At 65.1% G+C, this 14842-nt stretch carries 17 protein-coding genes and 1 tRNA gene; 7 read left to right on the top strand and 11 right to left on the bottom strand.

Annotation, left to right across the window (positions count from 1 at the left end):
- Positions 1 to 70: 70 nt before the first annotated feature.
- Positions 71 to 496, top strand: coding sequence for an NUDIX domain-containing protein (locus tag HGR_RS01045; protein ID WP_006296180.1), 426 nt, complete (start codon positions 71 to 73; stop codon positions 494 to 496).
- On the opposite strand, the gene HGR_RS01040 is transcribed toward HGR_RS01045, so the two are convergent.
- Positions 486 to 1094 (bottom strand): glutathione S-transferase family protein, encoded by a 609-nt coding sequence (locus HGR_RS01040; protein ID WP_006296179.1) that lies wholly within the window; start codon positions 1092 to 1094, stop codon positions 486 to 488. The genes HGR_RS01045 and HGR_RS01040 overlap by 11 nt on opposite strands.
- A gap of 90 nt (positions 1095 to 1184) precedes the next feature.
- Here HGR_RS01040 and HGR_RS01035 point away from each other — a divergent pair, with 90 nt between their 5' ends.
- A complete protein-coding gene (locus tag HGR_RS01035; protein ID WP_006296178.1) occupies positions 1185 to 2144 on the top strand; it encodes a helix-turn-helix transcriptional regulator in 960 nt (319 codons plus the stop codon).
- 26 nt (positions 2145 to 2170) lie between these two features.
- Here HGR_RS01035 and HGR_RS01030 read toward each other — a convergent pair whose 3' ends face one another.
- The 7 genes from HGR_RS01030 to HGR_RS01000 all read right to left on the bottom strand — a co-directional run bounded on the left by HGR_RS01030 (position 2171) and on the right by HGR_RS01000 (position 7409).
- Complete coding sequence (locus tag HGR_RS01030) at positions 2171 to 2395, bottom strand: DNA gyrase inhibitor YacG (RefSeq protein ID WP_006296177.1); 225 nt, start codon at positions 2393 to 2395, stop codon at positions 2171 to 2173.
- A gap of 19 nt (positions 2396 to 2414) precedes the next feature.
- Entirely contained in the window at positions 2415 to 3170 is a 756-nt protein-coding gene (gene zapD / locus HGR_RS01025; RefSeq protein WP_039851908.1) for a cell division protein ZapD, read from the bottom strand.
- 77 nt (positions 3171 to 3247) lie between these two features.
- On the bottom strand, positions 3248 to 3925 hold the full coding sequence (coaE, locus tag HGR_RS01020; protein WP_006296175.1) for a dephospho-CoA kinase: 678 nt from the start codon (positions 3923 to 3925) through the stop codon (positions 3248 to 3250).
- A 5-nt stretch (positions 3926 to 3930) separates the two neighbouring features.
- Positions 3931 to 4887 carry a prepilin peptidase gene (locus HGR_RS01015; RefSeq protein WP_006296174.1) on the bottom strand — a complete coding sequence of 319 codons (957 nt, stop codon included), beginning with the start codon at positions 4885 to 4887 and terminating at the stop codon, positions 3931 to 3933.
- Between the two features lie 12 nt (positions 4888 to 4899).
- Entirely contained in the window at positions 4900 to 6135 is a 1236-nt protein-coding gene (locus HGR_RS01010; RefSeq protein ID WP_039851901.1) for a type II secretion system F family protein, read from the bottom strand.
- A 190-nt stretch (positions 6136 to 6325) separates the two neighbouring features.
- A tRNA-Pro gene (locus HGR_RS01005) sits at positions 6326 to 6402 on the bottom strand.
- Between the two features lie 56 nt (positions 6403 to 6458).
- Positions 6459 to 7409 (bottom strand): polyprenyl synthetase family protein, encoded by a 951-nt coding sequence (locus HGR_RS01000; RefSeq protein WP_006296172.1) that lies wholly within the window; start codon positions 7407 to 7409, stop codon positions 6459 to 6461.
- 308 nt (positions 7410 to 7717) lie between these two features.
- Between HGR_RS01000 and rplU the strand changes: the two genes are divergently transcribed.
- The 4 genes from rplU (at position 7718) to proB (ending at position 10637) form a co-directional block, all read left to right on the top strand.
- Complete coding sequence (gene rplU / locus HGR_RS00995) at positions 7718 to 8029, top strand: 50S ribosomal protein L21 (protein WP_006296171.1); 312 nt, start codon at positions 7718 to 7720, stop codon at positions 8027 to 8029.
- Between the two features lie 12 nt (positions 8030 to 8041).
- Complete coding sequence (rpmA, locus tag HGR_RS00990) at positions 8042 to 8299, top strand: 50S ribosomal protein L27 (protein WP_006296170.1); 258 nt, start codon at positions 8042 to 8044, stop codon at positions 8297 to 8299.
- A 122-nt stretch (positions 8300 to 8421) separates the two neighbouring features.
- Positions 8422 to 9498 (top strand): Obg family GTPase CgtA, encoded by a 1077-nt coding sequence (gene cgtA, locus HGR_RS00985; RefSeq protein ID WP_006296169.1) that lies wholly within the window; start codon positions 8422 to 8424, stop codon positions 9496 to 9498.
- Positions 9495 to 10637, top strand: coding sequence for a glutamate 5-kinase (gene proB / locus HGR_RS00980; protein ID WP_006296168.1), 1143 nt, complete (start codon positions 9495 to 9497; stop codon positions 10635 to 10637). The genes cgtA and proB overlap by 4 nt, the downstream gene beginning before the upstream one ends.
- Before the next feature lie 108 nt (positions 10638 to 10745).
- Here the strand turns inward: proB and HGR_RS00975 are convergent, their stop codons facing one another.
- The gene (locus HGR_RS00975) at positions 10746 to 11444 is read right to left on the bottom strand and encodes an RNA pyrophosphohydrolase (protein ID WP_006296167.1); all 699 of its coding nucleotides are present in this window, start codon (positions 11442 to 11444) and stop codon (positions 10746 to 10748) included.
- A gap of 115 nt (positions 11445 to 11559) precedes the next feature.
- Between HGR_RS00975 and HGR_RS00970 the strand changes: the two genes are divergently transcribed.
- On the top strand, positions 11560 to 13305 hold the full coding sequence (locus HGR_RS00970; protein ID WP_006296166.1) for a proline--tRNA ligase: 1746 nt from the start codon (positions 11560 to 11562) through the stop codon (positions 13303 to 13305).
- A 32-nt stretch (positions 13306 to 13337) separates the two neighbouring features.
- Here the strand turns inward: HGR_RS00970 and HGR_RS00965 are convergent, their stop codons facing one another.
- Positions 13338 to 14336 carry an AAA family ATPase gene (locus HGR_RS00965; protein ID WP_006296165.1) on the bottom strand — a complete coding sequence of 333 codons (999 nt, stop codon included), beginning with the start codon at positions 14334 to 14336 and terminating at the stop codon, positions 13338 to 13340.
- A 181-nt stretch (positions 14337 to 14517) separates the two neighbouring features.
- Positions 14518 to 14841 (bottom strand): Grx4 family monothiol glutaredoxin, encoded by a 324-nt coding sequence (grxD, locus tag HGR_RS00960; protein ID WP_006296164.1) that lies wholly within the window; start codon positions 14839 to 14841, stop codon positions 14518 to 14520.
- Position 14842: the final 1 nt, after the last annotated feature.

Raw genomic sequence — 14842 nt, 5'->3', positions numbered from 1 at the left:
TGCTTCTTGCCGTCCACGTCGCGCCCAAGGGGCGCCTGGCCGGTACGCTCACGACCCTTGGGCGGTTCTCATGAGCGAACCGCGCCAGCACACCGAGGTCGCCGTCGGCATCCTGATCCGGGATGACGGTGCTTTGCTGCTGTCCAGCCGGCCCGAGGGCAAGCCTTATGCCGGTTACTGGGAGTTCCCCGGCGGCAAGCTGGAGGCGGGTGAAACCGTGGCCCAGGCCCTGCGCCGCGAACTGATCGAGGAGCTGGGCGTGGCCATCGCCGACGCCGAGGTCTGGAAGGTCACCGAGCACGACTACCCGCACGCCCTGGTGCGCCTGCACTGGTGCAAGGTGCGCGCCTGGTCGGGCGAATTCGAGATGCGCGAAGGCCAGCAGATGGCCTGGCAGACCTTCCCGCTCACCGTCTCCCCTGTGCTGCCGGGGGCCTATCCGGTGCTGGATTGGCTGCAAGCCGAAGCCGAATCGCGCGCCTCGCTCAGGCGCTGATCTGCATCGCTGGCCGCGCTTGCACGCGCGTCAGCCAGGCCTTGACGTGCGGGTGCGCGTCCACCGGCGCGCCGAGGTAGACGCTGTAGCCCATGACGGAACCCACCACCAGGTCGACCAGCGAGTAGTCGGCCCCCAGCATCCAGGGCTGCTGGGCCAGGCGCGCGTCCAGCAGGGCCAGCAATTGATCCAGCACCTGGCGGGCCGCTTCGGCATGGACCGGGTGGCGCAGTGCGTCCTCCCCCTGCGTGGCGATCTGCAGGCGCACCAACACCGCCCCATACGTGACATAAGCCCAGGTGCACCAGGACATGGCCTGCAGGTGTTCGGGCGTGCCGCCTTTGGGCCACAGCCCGCGTTCCACGCCGAAGCTGTGGCCCAGCCAAAGGTGGATGGCCAGGGCTTCGAACATCGGTGCGCCGTTCACGGTGAGGGTTGGGACCTTGCCGTTGGGGTTGAGCGCCAGGTAGTCCGGGCGGCGTTGCTCGCCCGCGTGGATGTCGATCTTCACGCGCTCGTGCGGCACGCCCAGTTCGGTCAGGGCGCAGGCGATGGGGGTGGCGCTGGACATGGGGTGCCAGTAGAGGACGAGGGACATGGAAAGCTCCTTGGTAGGGGTCAAAAGGTGGCCGCACTGTAGGTTGCATTGCGGACAATTTTGGCCCTCAATCAAAGCTACAGTTCGGCCATGCTGAGCTCGTCTTCTCGCCTGCTGCGCTTGTTGTCCCTGTTGCAGACCCGCAGCCATTGGGCTGGCGCTGAGCTGGCCGAGCGTCTGGCCGTGCACCCACGCACACTGCGGCGCGACATTGACCGGCTGCGCCAGCTCGGTTATCCGGTGCACGCAAGCAGTGGTGTCGCGGGCGGGTACGCCTTGCGCGCGGGTCAGGCACTACCACCCTTGATGCTGGACGATGACGAGGCGTTGGCGGTGTCGATCGCCTTGCGCACCGCGACGGCCGGCGCGGTGGGCGGCATCGAGGAGCCCGCCTTGCGGGCGCTGGTGAAGCTGGAGCAGGCCATGCCCGCGCGCTTGCGCCGACGCGTGGACGCGCTGCGTTCGGCCATCTTGCCCCTGGACCGCACAGGCCCCACCGTGGATGCCACCCTGCTGGCCACGCTGGCGGCGGCCTGCCGTGACCAACTGCGCTTGGAGCTGAGCTACACCGACATCCATGGACGCGGTGCGGTGCGCCAGCTGGAGCCGCAGGGCGTGGTGCACACGGGGCAGCGCTGGTATCTGGTGGCCTGGGATCTCACGAGGAAGGACTGGCGCACCTTCCGCCTTGACCGCATCGTGGGCGAGCCCGTGGTGGGCGCGCATTTCGCGCCGCGTGCCGGGCCCGAGGGCGGGGACCTGCGTGCCTACGTGTCGCGGTCCCTGGCGGTGGCGCCCTACCCCGAACAGGCCCGCGTCGTGCTGCATGCGTCCCACGAGGTCATGGTGCGCCGCATCCCGCCCTCGGCTGGCGTGGTGCAGCCGCTGGACGCCCAGCGCTGCCTGTTGGAGTGGGGCGCACACGGGCTGGACCCGCTGGTGTACTGGCTGCTGGCGCTGGAGGTGGATTTCGAGGTGCTGGCCCCGGCGGCTCTCAAGGACCGCCTGCGCGCCGCTGCGGAACGGGCCGCACGCTGCACGCGGATGTGAACATCCGCGCCGAACCTGCTGTCGTTTCACTGCAGGCGCGGGTCACCGTACTGCTCGTCTTCCGGAGGCGTCTCGGTGGGCACGCGAAAACTTTCACTGGCCCAGGCGCCCAGGTCCATCTTCTTGCAGCGTTCGCCACAGAACGGGCGGTAAGGGTTGCTGCTTGCGTAAATGCTGTCGCCACCGCAGCGCGGGCAAGGCACCACACGGGTCTGATGCGGCGGCTTCGTTTCGCTCGGGGGGCGATTCATCACGGAAACCTCGACTCTTTTAAGCGCAGAGAGTCAGCTCAAAGCTTGTGTCTTCGGTGCAGGCGTGCAGGCGGTCGTTGTCGTCCTTGCGCATCAGGCGGATGGACAGCATCAGGCGGTTCCCGCTGATTTCGGGGATGAGCCCCAGCGCTGGGTCGATCACCAAGCGCAGCAATTGGAAGGCACGCCCCTGCGGCAGGGTCTGCTGGTACTGCCCGCCATTGGCGAGCACCTTCTGCGGCACGCCCGAATCACGCTGGAGGGTGAGCAGCAGGGTGATGGCCGCGGCCAAGGGCGTCAGGGGGCTGATCCAGCGGTGCAAGTCAGCGCGGCGACGCTCGGCGCTCTCGTTTTGCCAGGCGAAGTAGGCCGGCAGGTCGAAGGCGCAGGCCCCGCCAGGGATGTTGATGCGGCTGCGGATGCCCATCAGCCACTCGTTTTCCATCAGCATGGCCCCGGTCTTGCCCGTCAGGCTGGTGAGCTGGCCGTAGCTTTCGTCGAGCTGCTGCAGGACTTCGTCCAGCACGGCTTGCGCGATGCCAGGCTTGTCGCGGTAGCCGTTGAGCATCTGCTTCTGCTTTTCGAGATCGCGCAGCACTTCGGCGCGCAGGTCGGAGCGCATGCCGACTTCCATCACCTCGAACAGGCTGGCGAGTGCGTAGTGGTGGTCCAGCGCTTCCTCGCGCGCGACCAGTTCGAGCAGGCGGCGAAACAGACTCTCCAGTCGGAGGTAGGTCCGTATGCGTTCGTTGAAGGGGTATTCGTAAGTGATCACATCAGTGGGCGCGGACTCTGCGGCAATCATAGCCGGGCAAATGGTCCGAGGGATGGGCTCTGCGGGCAAATACCGTGTCAAAAGCCCAGCAATGTCACCAAAGCAGTGATCTGTACTTCCAGCTCGGCCAGGCTGATACCTTCGTTACAAATCACGTGGTCGGCGGCTTTCAGCCGTTGATCACGGCGGGCCTGCTGCGCCATGATGGCCTCGACCTCGCTGCGAGCCAAACCGCTGCGCGCCTCAACCCGTGCGATCTGGGTGGCTGGGCTGCAGTCCACGACCAGAATCCGGTCGAGCTGTTCACGCCAAGTGCGGCGCCCGTCGAGGCGGTTTGCCGCGCTGGATTCCACCAGCAGCGGCACGTCGTAGACGATGCAGGGTGCCCCAGCGGCGAGCGCCTCGGCAGTTCGCGCTTCGGTTTGTGCGTGCACCAAGGGATGGACAATGCTTTCGAGTTGCAGACGCGCGGACGGGTCGGCGAACACACGCTGCCGCATGCGCACGCGATCCAGCGCGCCATCTGCAGCGATCATTTCCGAGCCAAAAGCCGCGCGCAAGGCATCGATCGCGGCCCCTCCCGGTGCCGTGGATGCACGGGAGATCGCGTCCGCATCGATCACCACGGCGCCCCGTCCAGCCAGCATGGACGCAACCGTGCTTTTCCCGCTGCCGATGCCACCGGTCAGTCCCAGGCGCAACGTGACCGATGGACTGGCGAGGGGCTGAGTCGTGTGGAGGTTGGCCGGGGGCATGGGCGCTATTTCAGCACGAGCCCAACATCCGTCAGGCGCAGCCCCAAGGCGGAGTAAAACGCGTCATGGCCCGACGCCATGAGCACCAGCCCCGCGGCTGCGAGGAATGGTCCGAAGGGGATGTAGAGCGGTGTTGGCTGGGCGGAGTCGCTATGCATGGTCTGCACCGTCGCGCGCCTTTGCCGCCACAACACGGCCAGCCCGACCAGCGCGCCCAGGCTGGATGCCAGCAACAACATCGGCGGCAAGGTCGCCCAACCCAGCCAGCCTCCGAGCGCCGCAAGCAACTTGAAATCACCGTGGCCCATGCCCTCGCGGCCTGTGATCCAGTGGAAGGCCGCCGCCAGCAGCCACAGGCTCAAGTAGCCGGCCGCGGCGCCCCAAAAGGCATCTGTCAGGGCTGTTCCGGTCCAGCCCAGTGCGGCCCCGCCCAGGCCAGCCCAGAGCAATGGCTGGGTCAGTGGGTCGGGCAGCAGGTAGGTGTCCAGATCGATCAAGGCCAGGGCCAGCAGGGTGGCGCAGAAGCCGCACCAAGCCAGCGCGTTGAGCACGTTGGGCAGTTGCGTGCCGCCTGAGAGCGCGGCGCACCCGGCGAACAGCAAGGCCGTGCCTAGCTCCACCAAGGGATAGCGCAGGCCGATGGAGCCTTGGCAGGCCGAGCAGCGACCGCGCAACACAGCGTAACTCAGCAGAGGGATGTTCTCATGCCAGCGCAAGACATGACCGCAGCGTGGGCAGTGGGAGCCCGGTCTCAGTAGCGACAACTCTAGCTGAGCGGGTGCATTGGGAGTGGCTGAGTCGGGGTTTGCGGCGGCTGTCGCGTTGAGTTCGGCCTGCCATTGCCGCTCCATCATCCTGGGCAGTCGATGCACCACCACGTTGAGGAAGCTGCCGATCAACAAACCCAACAGAGCGAAAGCGCCGACAAAGTCCGCGTCTTGCAAGCCGATGCCCAAGGTCATGCGCCGGCCTCCTCAGACAATCTGACCGAGTTGGAAAATGGGCAGGTAGAGTGCGACCACGATGCCGCCGATCACCAAACCCAGCAACAGGATGATCAGGGGTTCGATCAGACTGGACAGCCCCGTGAGCAGATCACTGACCTCGGTCTCGTAGAAGTCAGCCACTTTGCCCAGCATCGTGTCGATTGCGCCGGACTCCTCGCCAATCGCGCACATTTGCAACACCAAGTCCGGGAACGCCCCGCTGCGTTCCATCGCGATTGCCAGGCTGGTGCCCAGGCCGATTTCCTGCTGAACGTGGCCGGTCGCTGTGTCATACACGCGGTTGCCCGCAGCGCCCCGCACGGCCGCCAGGGCTTGTCCCATCGGCACCCCAGCACCATGCAGGGTGGCGAGCGTGCGCGTCCATCGCGCGAGACAGGCCTTTTCGATCAGAGGACCGAAGATTGGAAGGACAAGCAAGGTGCGATCCCGCCAGGCTTGCAGCCCAGGCTGGCGTTGCAGCGCGTGTGCAGCTGCACACAATGCCGTGACCAGCAGCGTCAGTAGCAGGGGCCACCACCGTGCCATGAACTCGCTCATGCCAATCAGCACCCGTGTTGGACCGGGCAGGTCCGCACCGAAAGAGCGGAATACTTCATGGAAAGCGGGAATCACGAACACCATGATGATCGACACGACGAGCGTGGCCGTTGCGACCACCACTGCGGGGTACATCAACGCCGCTCGGATTCTGGAGCGCAGCGCCAGCGCTTTTTCCAGATGAAGGGCCAGCCGTTCGAGCATGGCGTCCAGCACGCCGGCCGTCTCGCCCGCTTCGACTAGGCTGCAGTAGAGGCGGTCGAAATGGCGCGGGTACCTGCCGAAGGCCTTGCTCAACGGGGTTCCTGCCTCCACGTCGGTGCGGATGTTCAGCAGCAGGGCGGTCAGGCTGGCGTTGGCTTGTCCGCGCGCCACGATGTCGAAGCCGCGCAGCAGCGGGACGCCCGCTTTCGTCATCGCTGCGAACTGCCGGGTGAAGACAGCAATGTCCTTTGGACTGATTCTGCGCTTCGGCGTGGCCCACCATCGCCGCTGAATCCTCGTGGGCAAAATGCCCTGACGACGCAAGGCCAGTCTGACCTCTTGCGGATTGGCGCAGCGCAATTCACCCCGCACCCTGCGACCCGCTGCGTCCTCGCCCTCCCAAGCGTAATTGACGGCAGGGGTAAGCGTGCTGGATTCAACTGACGCGGCGTTGTAGGGCATGACATTCATCATCGCTCACCGCTGGGGTGCCTGTAACGGGGCATCTGTTTTCACAGTGCGATGGTGCTAAAGAGCACCTTCTTGAGTGCGCGAATTTCTGACGTCTTGCCGATGCCGATGCGAAGACAGCGCGTCGTCATGCCAAATGAAAAGGGTTAGCGGCCGCTTGGCTGCTAACCCTTGAATTGGTTGGTCGGAATGAGAGGATTCGAACCTCCGACCCCTTCGTCCCGAACGAAGTGCGCTACCAGACTGCGCTACATTCCGACTGATTCAACCCACGGCATCCACGACGAAACCGTGCATTGACGCTGCTCGTCACATCATGACTGACGCGCCAGCAGCTGAGTCGCCAATTGTACCAAACTGGCGCTGTGCGGATTCACGGACAGGCCCTGGAGGGCGGCAATCGCGCGTTCCGCCTCGCGGCTTGCGGCGGCGCGGGCCACCTCCAAAGCGCCTGTGCGACGCACGACGGCTATCACTTCCTGTAGGACCTGCGCGTTGCGGGTCTCGTCTTCGCCGAGGCCGCTCTCGATGGCGCTGCGTATCCGCTGGCGCTCGGATTCGGTGCCACGCTGCATGGCGGCGATCAGGGGCAGCGTGGCCTTGCCCTCGCGCAGATCGTCACCCAAGCTCTTGCCCATGACATGGGCGTCGCCTGCGTAGTCGAGCACGTCGTCGATGACTTGGAAGGCGGTGCCCAAAGCCTGGCCGTAATCGGCGCAGGCGGCTTCAAGCGTCTTGTCCGCTCCAGCCAGGATGGCGCCACAGCGAGCGCTGGCTTCAAACAGTTTTGCCGTCTTGGAACGGATGACGTGCACGTAACCCGCCTCGTTCAGATCGGCGTTGTGCATGTTCATCAACTGCTGCACTTCACCCTCGGCGATCACATTCGTGGCTTCGGCCAGCACTTCCATGACGCGCATGCTTTGCGCTTCCACCATCATTTGGAAGGCCCGCGAATACAGAAAATCGCCGACCAGCACGCTTGCCGCATTGCCAAAGGTTTCGTTGGCGGTGGGGTTGCCCCGGCGCAACTTGGAGTCGTCCACCACATCGTCGTGCAGCAAGGTCGCGGTATGGATGAATTCCACCACGGCGGCGAGCGAATGACGGTGGGGCCCCCGGTAATCCAAAGCGCCGCTGACCAGCAGCAGTAGGGCCGGGCGCAGGCGCTTGCCACCCGCGCCGATGATGTAGCGCGCAACCTGACCCACCAGGGGCACGCCCGAATCGAGTCGCTCGCTGATGACCCGGTCCACTTCCCGCATATCGTCGGTGATCAGGCTGAGCGGGGAGGGAGGGGGGGATGAAGACACGACGGTGGATGAGGGCGAACGAAAGAAGTGCGCGATTATAGGAAGCGGGGTTGAGGCTTGTTGATGATCGCCCCGGTTTTCGGATGAATGCCATGGCGTCAGTCCCCCGCACCGGCCACGGGCGGTCGTTGGCCGAAAACAGCCGGCCGTGATAGAATCTTGGGCTCCGTGGAAATCCGTCTGCGGGGGATTCCTGATGCCCGCTGATTCACATCGAAGCAGGGTTAAGGAGTCGGAAACCGATTTCTCAAGAGGTCAATATGTACGCGGTCATAAAAACCGGTGGCAAGCAGTATCGCGTTGCCGCTGGCGAAAAGATCAAAGTAGAACAGATTGCTGCGGACGTGGGCCAGGAGATCGTCATCGACCAGGTGCTGGCCGTCGGAAACGGCGCCGAGCTCAAGGTCGGGACGCCCCTGCTGTCCGGCGCGACTGTCAAGGCCACCGTGGTGGCACATGGCAAGCACGACAAGGTGCGCATCTTCAAGCTGCGCCGTCGCAAGCACTATCAGAAACACCAGGGGCACCGCCAGCAGTTCACCGAGCTGCAGATCGGCGCCATCTCCGCATAAGGAGCAGCAGACATGGCACAGAAAAAAGGCGGCGGCTCGACGCGAAACGGGCGTGATTCCAAGCCCAAGATGCTGGGCGTGAAGGTCTTTGGCGGCCAGCAGATCAGCGCCGGCGCCATCATCGTGCGCCAGCGTGGCACCAAGTTCCACCCCGGCGTGAACGTCGGTGTTGGCAAGGACCACACCCTGTTCGCTTTGGCGGACGGCGTGGTGTCCTTCGCGACCAAGGGCGCGCTGAGCAAGCACACGGTCAACGTGACCGCGGCGTGATGCCAGCGGCCTGAGCGCCCCTGTTTGGGCGCTCCCCGCAAGAAACCCTGCGCCCACACCGCCGGTGGGGCGCAGGGTTTGTCATTTCTAATCGTTGAAAATCAACGTACATTTCCTGCGCCATGAAGTTTGTAGACGAAGCCTTGATCGACGTCGCCGCGGGCGACGGGGGGAACGGCTGCGTTTCCTTCCGGCACGAGAAATACAAGGAATTCGGCGGTCCCAACGGGGGGGACGGCGGACGCGGCGGCCATGTCTATGCCGTCGCCGATCCAAACCTCAACACCCTGGTCGACTTCCGCTACACGCGCCGCTTCGAGGCGCAGCGGGGCGAGCACGGCATGGGCTCGGACATGTTCGGCGCGGCCGGTTCGGACATCACCCTCAAGATGCCCGTGGGCACGCTGATCTGCGATGCTGAAACCGGCGAGGTGCTGTACGAGCTGTTGACGCCGGGTGAAGTCATCACCATCGCCAAAGGCGGAGACGGCGGCTTCGGCAACCTGCGCTTCAAGAGCGCGATCAATCGCGCGCCGCGCCAGAAGACGCCGGGCTGGCCGGGCGAGAAGAAGAGCCTCAAGCTCGAACTCAAGGTGCTGGCCGACGTCGGCCTGCTGGGACTGCCCAACGCGGGCAAGTCCACGCTGATCACCGCCATCTCCAACGCGCGGCCCAAGATCGCCGATTACCCCTTCACGACCCTGCACCCCAACCTGGGCGTGGTGCGCGTTGGGCCGGAGCAGAGCTTCGTGGTGGCCGACATTCCGGGCCTGATCGAAGGCGCGTCCGAGGGCGCGGGCCTGGGGCACCAGTTCCTCCGCCATCTGCAGCGCACACGTCTGCTCTTGCATGTGGTGGACCTGGCGCCTTTCGACGACAGCGATCCGGTGGCCCAGGCCAAGGCCATCGTCGCCGAGCTGAAGAAGTACGACGCGGCCTTGCACGAGAAACCCCGCTGGCTGGTGCTCAACAAGCTGGACATGATCCCGGTCGAAGAGCGCGAAGCCCGCGTCCAGGATTTCGTCAAGCGCTACAAGTACAAGGGCCCCGTGTTCCAGATTTCCGCGCTGACCCACGAGGGCTGCGATGTGCTCGTCAAGACCGTGTACAAGCAGGTGCGTGCGCAGCAGAAGGCCGAGCAGGCACCGGCGCCGGAGGAGATCGATCCGCGTTTCAAGGATTTGCCTGACGAAGCATGAACCAGCAAGCAACGCAGACGCTGCTGCGCGAGGCGCGCCGCATTGTCGTCAAGGTCGGCTCCAGCCTCGTGACCAACGAGGGCCGGGGGCTGGACGAAGCGGCGATCGAGGAGTGGAGTCGCCAGCTCGCCGCCCTGGTGAAAGACGGGCGCGAAGTCATCATGGTGTCCAGCGGCGCGATCGCCGAGGGCATGAAGCGCCTGGGCTGGACGCGCCGCCCCAAGGAAATCCATGAGCTGCAGGCCGCCGCCGCCGTCGGGCAGATGGGGCTGGCGCAGATGTACGAGACGCGCCTGCGTGCCCACGGCTTGCCCAGCGCCCAGGTGCTGCTGACGCATGCCGATCTGGCCGACCGCGAGCGTTACCTGAATGCGCGCTCGACCCTGCTGACCCTGCTGGACCTGGGCGTGGTCTCCGTCATCAACGAAAACGACACGGTCGTCACGGACGAAATCAAGTTCGGCGACAACGACACGCTAGGCGCCCTGGTGGCCAACCTGGTCGAAGCTGACGTGCTCGTGATCCTGACCGACCAGAAAGGCCTGTACACCGCCGATCCGCGCAAGGACCCGGCGGCGCAGTTCGTGCACGAGGCACGCGCGGGCGACCCTGCCCTGGAGCAGATGGCCGGTGGCGCGGGCAGCAGCATCGGCAAGGGCGGCATGATCACCAAGATCCTCGCGGCCAAGCGCGCTGCGGGCAGCGGTGCGAGCACCGTGATCGCCTGGGGCCGCGAGCCTAGCGTGCTGCTGCGCTTGGTCCAAGGCGAATCCATCGGCACGCTGCTGGTGGCCCAGACCGGCAAGACGCAGGCACGCAAGCAGTGGATGGCCGACCACCTGCAGTTGCGCGGCGCCGTGGTCGTGGATGCCGGCGCCGTGCGCAAGCTGCGCGAGGACGGCAAGAGCTTGCTGCCCATCGGCATGACGGCGGTGGAAGGGGAGTTTTCTCGAGGTGAGGTCATTGCCGTGCGGGATGACCAGGGCGTCGAGATCGCCCGAGGACTGGCCAACTACGCCAGCGCCGAGGCCCGGCTGCTCTGCCGCAAGCCCTCGTCCGAGATTGAAATCCTGCTTGGCTACATGGCCGAGCCGGAAATGGTGCACCGGGACAATCTGGTGCTCATGAAGACGACCTGACATCGGTCTGATTCAAGCTCTGCCAGCACGCCCTGGGGTGGCTTGTCCTCGCAGGCCCCTCTTTCAAAGATGGGCTCTGTTCAGTCGAGTGGGGCTAGGCACCCGTGCTCAGGTGTCCTTGCGCTCGCCGCAGGCCTCGTCCACGCCATGCGGCGTTTCCGGAGGCAGCACATACGCCGCTTGGGGATCGGGGTCGAAGCTGGCGCCCGGGGGCAGTTCCAGTTCGTGACCATGCAGAGTCGGCAGACCCGTGCCGCGCGGCCCCATGTCGCGGCCTTCACGCACTTCCCGGGTTGGACGCTGTCCCTGGCGCAGATAGCGGTTGCGCTGTTCAGCGCGCGGCAGAAAGCGGGCCAGTTCCGTCAGCGCCATTTCGTAGACGCCGCGTTTGAATTCGATCACGGCTTCCAGCGGGACCCAGTAATCGTTCCAACGCCAAGCGTCGAATTCTGGATGATCGGTGGCCCGCAGGTTCAAGTCCCAGTCCTGCCCCAGCAACTGCAGCAAATACCAGATCTGTTTCTGGCCCTTGTAGTGGCCCCGTGCTTCGCGTCGGATGTAGCGGTCCGGCACCTCGTAGCGCAACCAGTCGCGGGTCCGGGCGACGATGCGCACATGTTCCGGCTTGAGCCCGACTTCCTCGCCCAGTTCCCTGAACATCGCTTGTTCCGGGGTTTCGCCCCGGTCGATGCCGCCTTGCGGGAACTGCCAGGAATGGGTGCGGATGCGCTTGCCCCAGAAAACCTGGTTCTTCTGGTTGAGCAGGATGATGCCGACGTTGGGCCGAAAGCCGTCCCGGTCAAGCATAATCAAACCCCAAATTTTTAAACTGAGTCCATTATGCACGGCCCTCGCGCCGGATCAAAGTGGGCTCCTCTTGTGATCAGGTCTGCTTCAGGCCCCCAGTTCCGCCCTTCTCCCCATGAAAGCCTCCCAGTTCCTCATTTCTACACTCAAGGAAGCTCCCGCCGACGCCGAGGTTGTGAGCCACCAGCTCATGACCCGTGCCGGCATGATCAAGAAGCTGGGCGCCGGCATCTACACCTACATGCCCATGGGCTTGCGGGTGATCAACAAGGTGGCGGCCATCGTGCGCGAGGAGATGAATCGTGCGGGTGCCATCGAGCTGACCATGCCGGTAATTCAACCTGCGGAGCTGTGGCAGGAGACGGGGCGCTTCGAGAAGATGGGCCCCGAGCTGCTGCGCATTCAGGATCGCCACGAGCGTGACTTCGTGGTCCAGCCCACCAGCGAAGAGGTGGTGACGGACATCGCGCGCCAGGAGTTCAAGAGCTACAAACAGCTGCCTCGCAACCTGTACCAGATCCAGACCAAGTTCCGTGACGAGCGCCGTCCGCGCTTTGGACTGATGCGCGGGCGCGAATTCATCATGAAGGACGCCTACAGCTTCGACCGCGACCCGGCCAGCGCCCAGATCAGCTACCAAGCCATGGCGCAGGCCTACCGCGCCGCGTTTGACCGTTTCGGCCTGCGTTACCGCGCCGTGGCCGCCGACAGCGGCGCCATCGGCGGCGATTTGTCCGAAGAGTTCCAGGTCATCGCCGCCACGGGTGAAGACGCCATCATCTACTGCCCGACGAGCGACTACGCGGCCAACATCGAGAAGGCCGAAGCCCTCGCTCCCAAGGGGCCACGCCCCGCCGCAAGCAAGCCGCTGACCAAGACGCCGACGCCCGGCAAGAGCACCTGTGCGGACGTGGCCGAACTGCTGAACGTACCGCTGCAGACCACCGTCAAATCCCTGGTGCTGGCCACGGACGAGCTGAACGACAAGGGCGAAGTCGCCAAGAGCCAGATTTGGCTGCTGCTGCTGCGCGGTGACCACGACATGAACGAGGTCAAGGTGGGCAAGCTGCCGGGGTTCGAGCAAGGCTTCCGCTTCGCGACCGAGGCCGAAATCGTCGCGCACTTCGGCTGTAAGCCGGGTTACTTGGGGCCGCTGAACCTGAAGCAGCCGGTGCGTGTCGTCGCCGACCGCGAAGTGTCTGTGCTGGCCGACTGGATTTGCGGCGCCAACGAGGTGGACTTCCACCTGACCGGCGTGAACTGGGGTCGTGACCTGCCCGAGCCGGCGCTGGTGGCGGACCTACGCAATGTCGTCGAAGGCGATCTGTCGCCGGACGGCAAGGGCGTGCTGGCGATCGAGCGCGGCATCGAGATCGGCCACATCTTCTACCTCGGCACCAAGTACAGCAAGGCCATGAACGCGACCTTCCTGGACGAGAACGGCAAGCCCCAGTTCTTCGAGATGGGCTGCTATGGCATCGGCATCACGCGTCTGCCGGCCGCGGCCATCGAGCAGAACCATGATGCCAAGGGCATCATCTGGCCCGACGCCATCGCGCCGTTCACCGTGGTGGTTTGCCCTATCAACCCGGACCGCAGCCCTGAGGTCAAGACCGCCGCCGAAAAACTCTACGCCGAGTTGCTCGCGGCTGGCGTGGACGTGATCCTGGACGACCGCGGCGAGCGCCCTGGCGCCATGTTCGCCGACTGGGAACTGATTGGCGTGCCGCACCGCGTCACCATCGGTGACCGCACGCTCAAGGAAGGCAAGGTCGAATACCAGCACCGCCGCGACGCCGAGGCGACGCCGCTGGCCGTGGGCGACGCGGCGGCGTTCGTGCTGGGCAAGCTCAAGCGCTGAGTCGCTGACCCGAGCCGGTTACCGCAGAAAAACTACTGCAGAAAACCTGCGCGGGTCTTGCCATGGCCTGGGCGCGGCAGGTCTTCCGCCGCGAGTGCGTCGCGCTCGGCCAGGCGTGCGTTGCCGAAACCTGTCATCAGCGCGCGCCGCATTTCGCGGGGCGCGAGTTCGGCCAGTGCGTCCAGTACCTCGTCCGACGCCTCGGGCGCGAAGCGTTGGCCCCAACCGTGTTCCTGGCGGATCGCGCGGTACAGCCGCTGCGCGATGGCGCGCGCCTGCTCCCGGGTGGGCGCGGGCACCTCGAACACGTTCATGCGGTTGAGGATGGGGTCGGGGATGGCACGCTCGTCGTTGGCCGTGCTGATCCAGATGACCTGGCTTGCGTCGATGGCCACCTCGGCGAACTCGTCCACGAAAGCGTGCGCCGTGTCGTGCTCCAGCAGGCCGTAGAGCGCACCCAGCGGGTCGTACTGCGCCTCACCCGCCGCCTTGTCAATCTCGTCGACCACGATGACCGGGTTGGCGTACTGGCCGTCCACCAGGGCTTCGAACACCTTGCCCGGGCGCGAACCCTTCCACTGCGAGGAGGCGCCCGAGAGCAGCCAACCCGCCGTCATCGCGCTCATGGGCACCAGGCTCATGCCCGTGCCCAGCAAGGCGGCGAGCTGTCGTGCGAAGTGGGTCTTGCCCACGCCCGGCGGACCGAGCAGCAGCATGGGGGTGATTTCCAGACCATCGCCGCTGTCCTGGCTCAGGGCCACGTGGCGCTTCACGTCGTCCAGCACCTCGGTGAAATTGGGCAGATCGTCGTAGAGCGCGCTCATGTCGGGCACACCCGCGGGCTTGACCTGGAAGCGTTCTGGCCCTCGCTCCAGCATGCGGGCATAGGTGCTGCGCAGGTTGTCGTGCTCGCGCTCGGTCAGCTTGGCCAACTTGCGCTCGACCTCGCCGGGCTCGAAAACGCTGCGCATGCGTGCGATCGGCAAACGCAAGGCGGAACCTTGCGGAACCAGGGAATGCGGTGACGCCATCGTTCAACTCTCCAGGCAACAGCCGATCGGCTAAGGCGATGGATGATCGGCCTGGAAACATTCAAGCACAAGCCGGGCCAGTGCTCAAGATGGCAAAGCCGGGAAGCAGGCCCGGCTTGCAGCTTTTTTGAAACGATCAGTGAAGGGGAGGAGGGCGGACGTGCCGCCCCACTGGGGCGACTCAGGCCGTGGCGGCCAGCACCTTTTGCAGCTCACCGCTTTCGTACATCTCCATCATGATGTCCGAGCCGCCGATGAACTCGCCCTTGACGTAGAGCTGCGGGATGGTCGGCCAGTTGCTGTACTCCTTGATGCCCTGGCGGATTTCGTCGTCTTCCAGCACATTGACCGTTTTCACGGTCTTCGGGTCCACGCCGCTGGCCTTGAGAATCTGGATGGCACGGCCGGAAAAGCCGCACATCGGGAAGCTGGCGCTGCCCTTCATGAACAGCAGGATGTCGTTGCCCTTGACGAGCTGGTCGATGCGTTGCTGGGTGTCGCTCATA

Origin of the sequence: Hylemonella gracilis ATCC 19624 (genome assembly GCF_000211835.1) — a bacterium.
Lineage (GTDB): Bacteria > Pseudomonadota > Gammaproteobacteria > Burkholderiales > Burkholderiaceae_C > Hylemonella > Hylemonella gracilis.
Note: the sequence above shows the minus strand (reverse complement) of the source record. Positions and strands in the feature narration are given on the sequence as shown.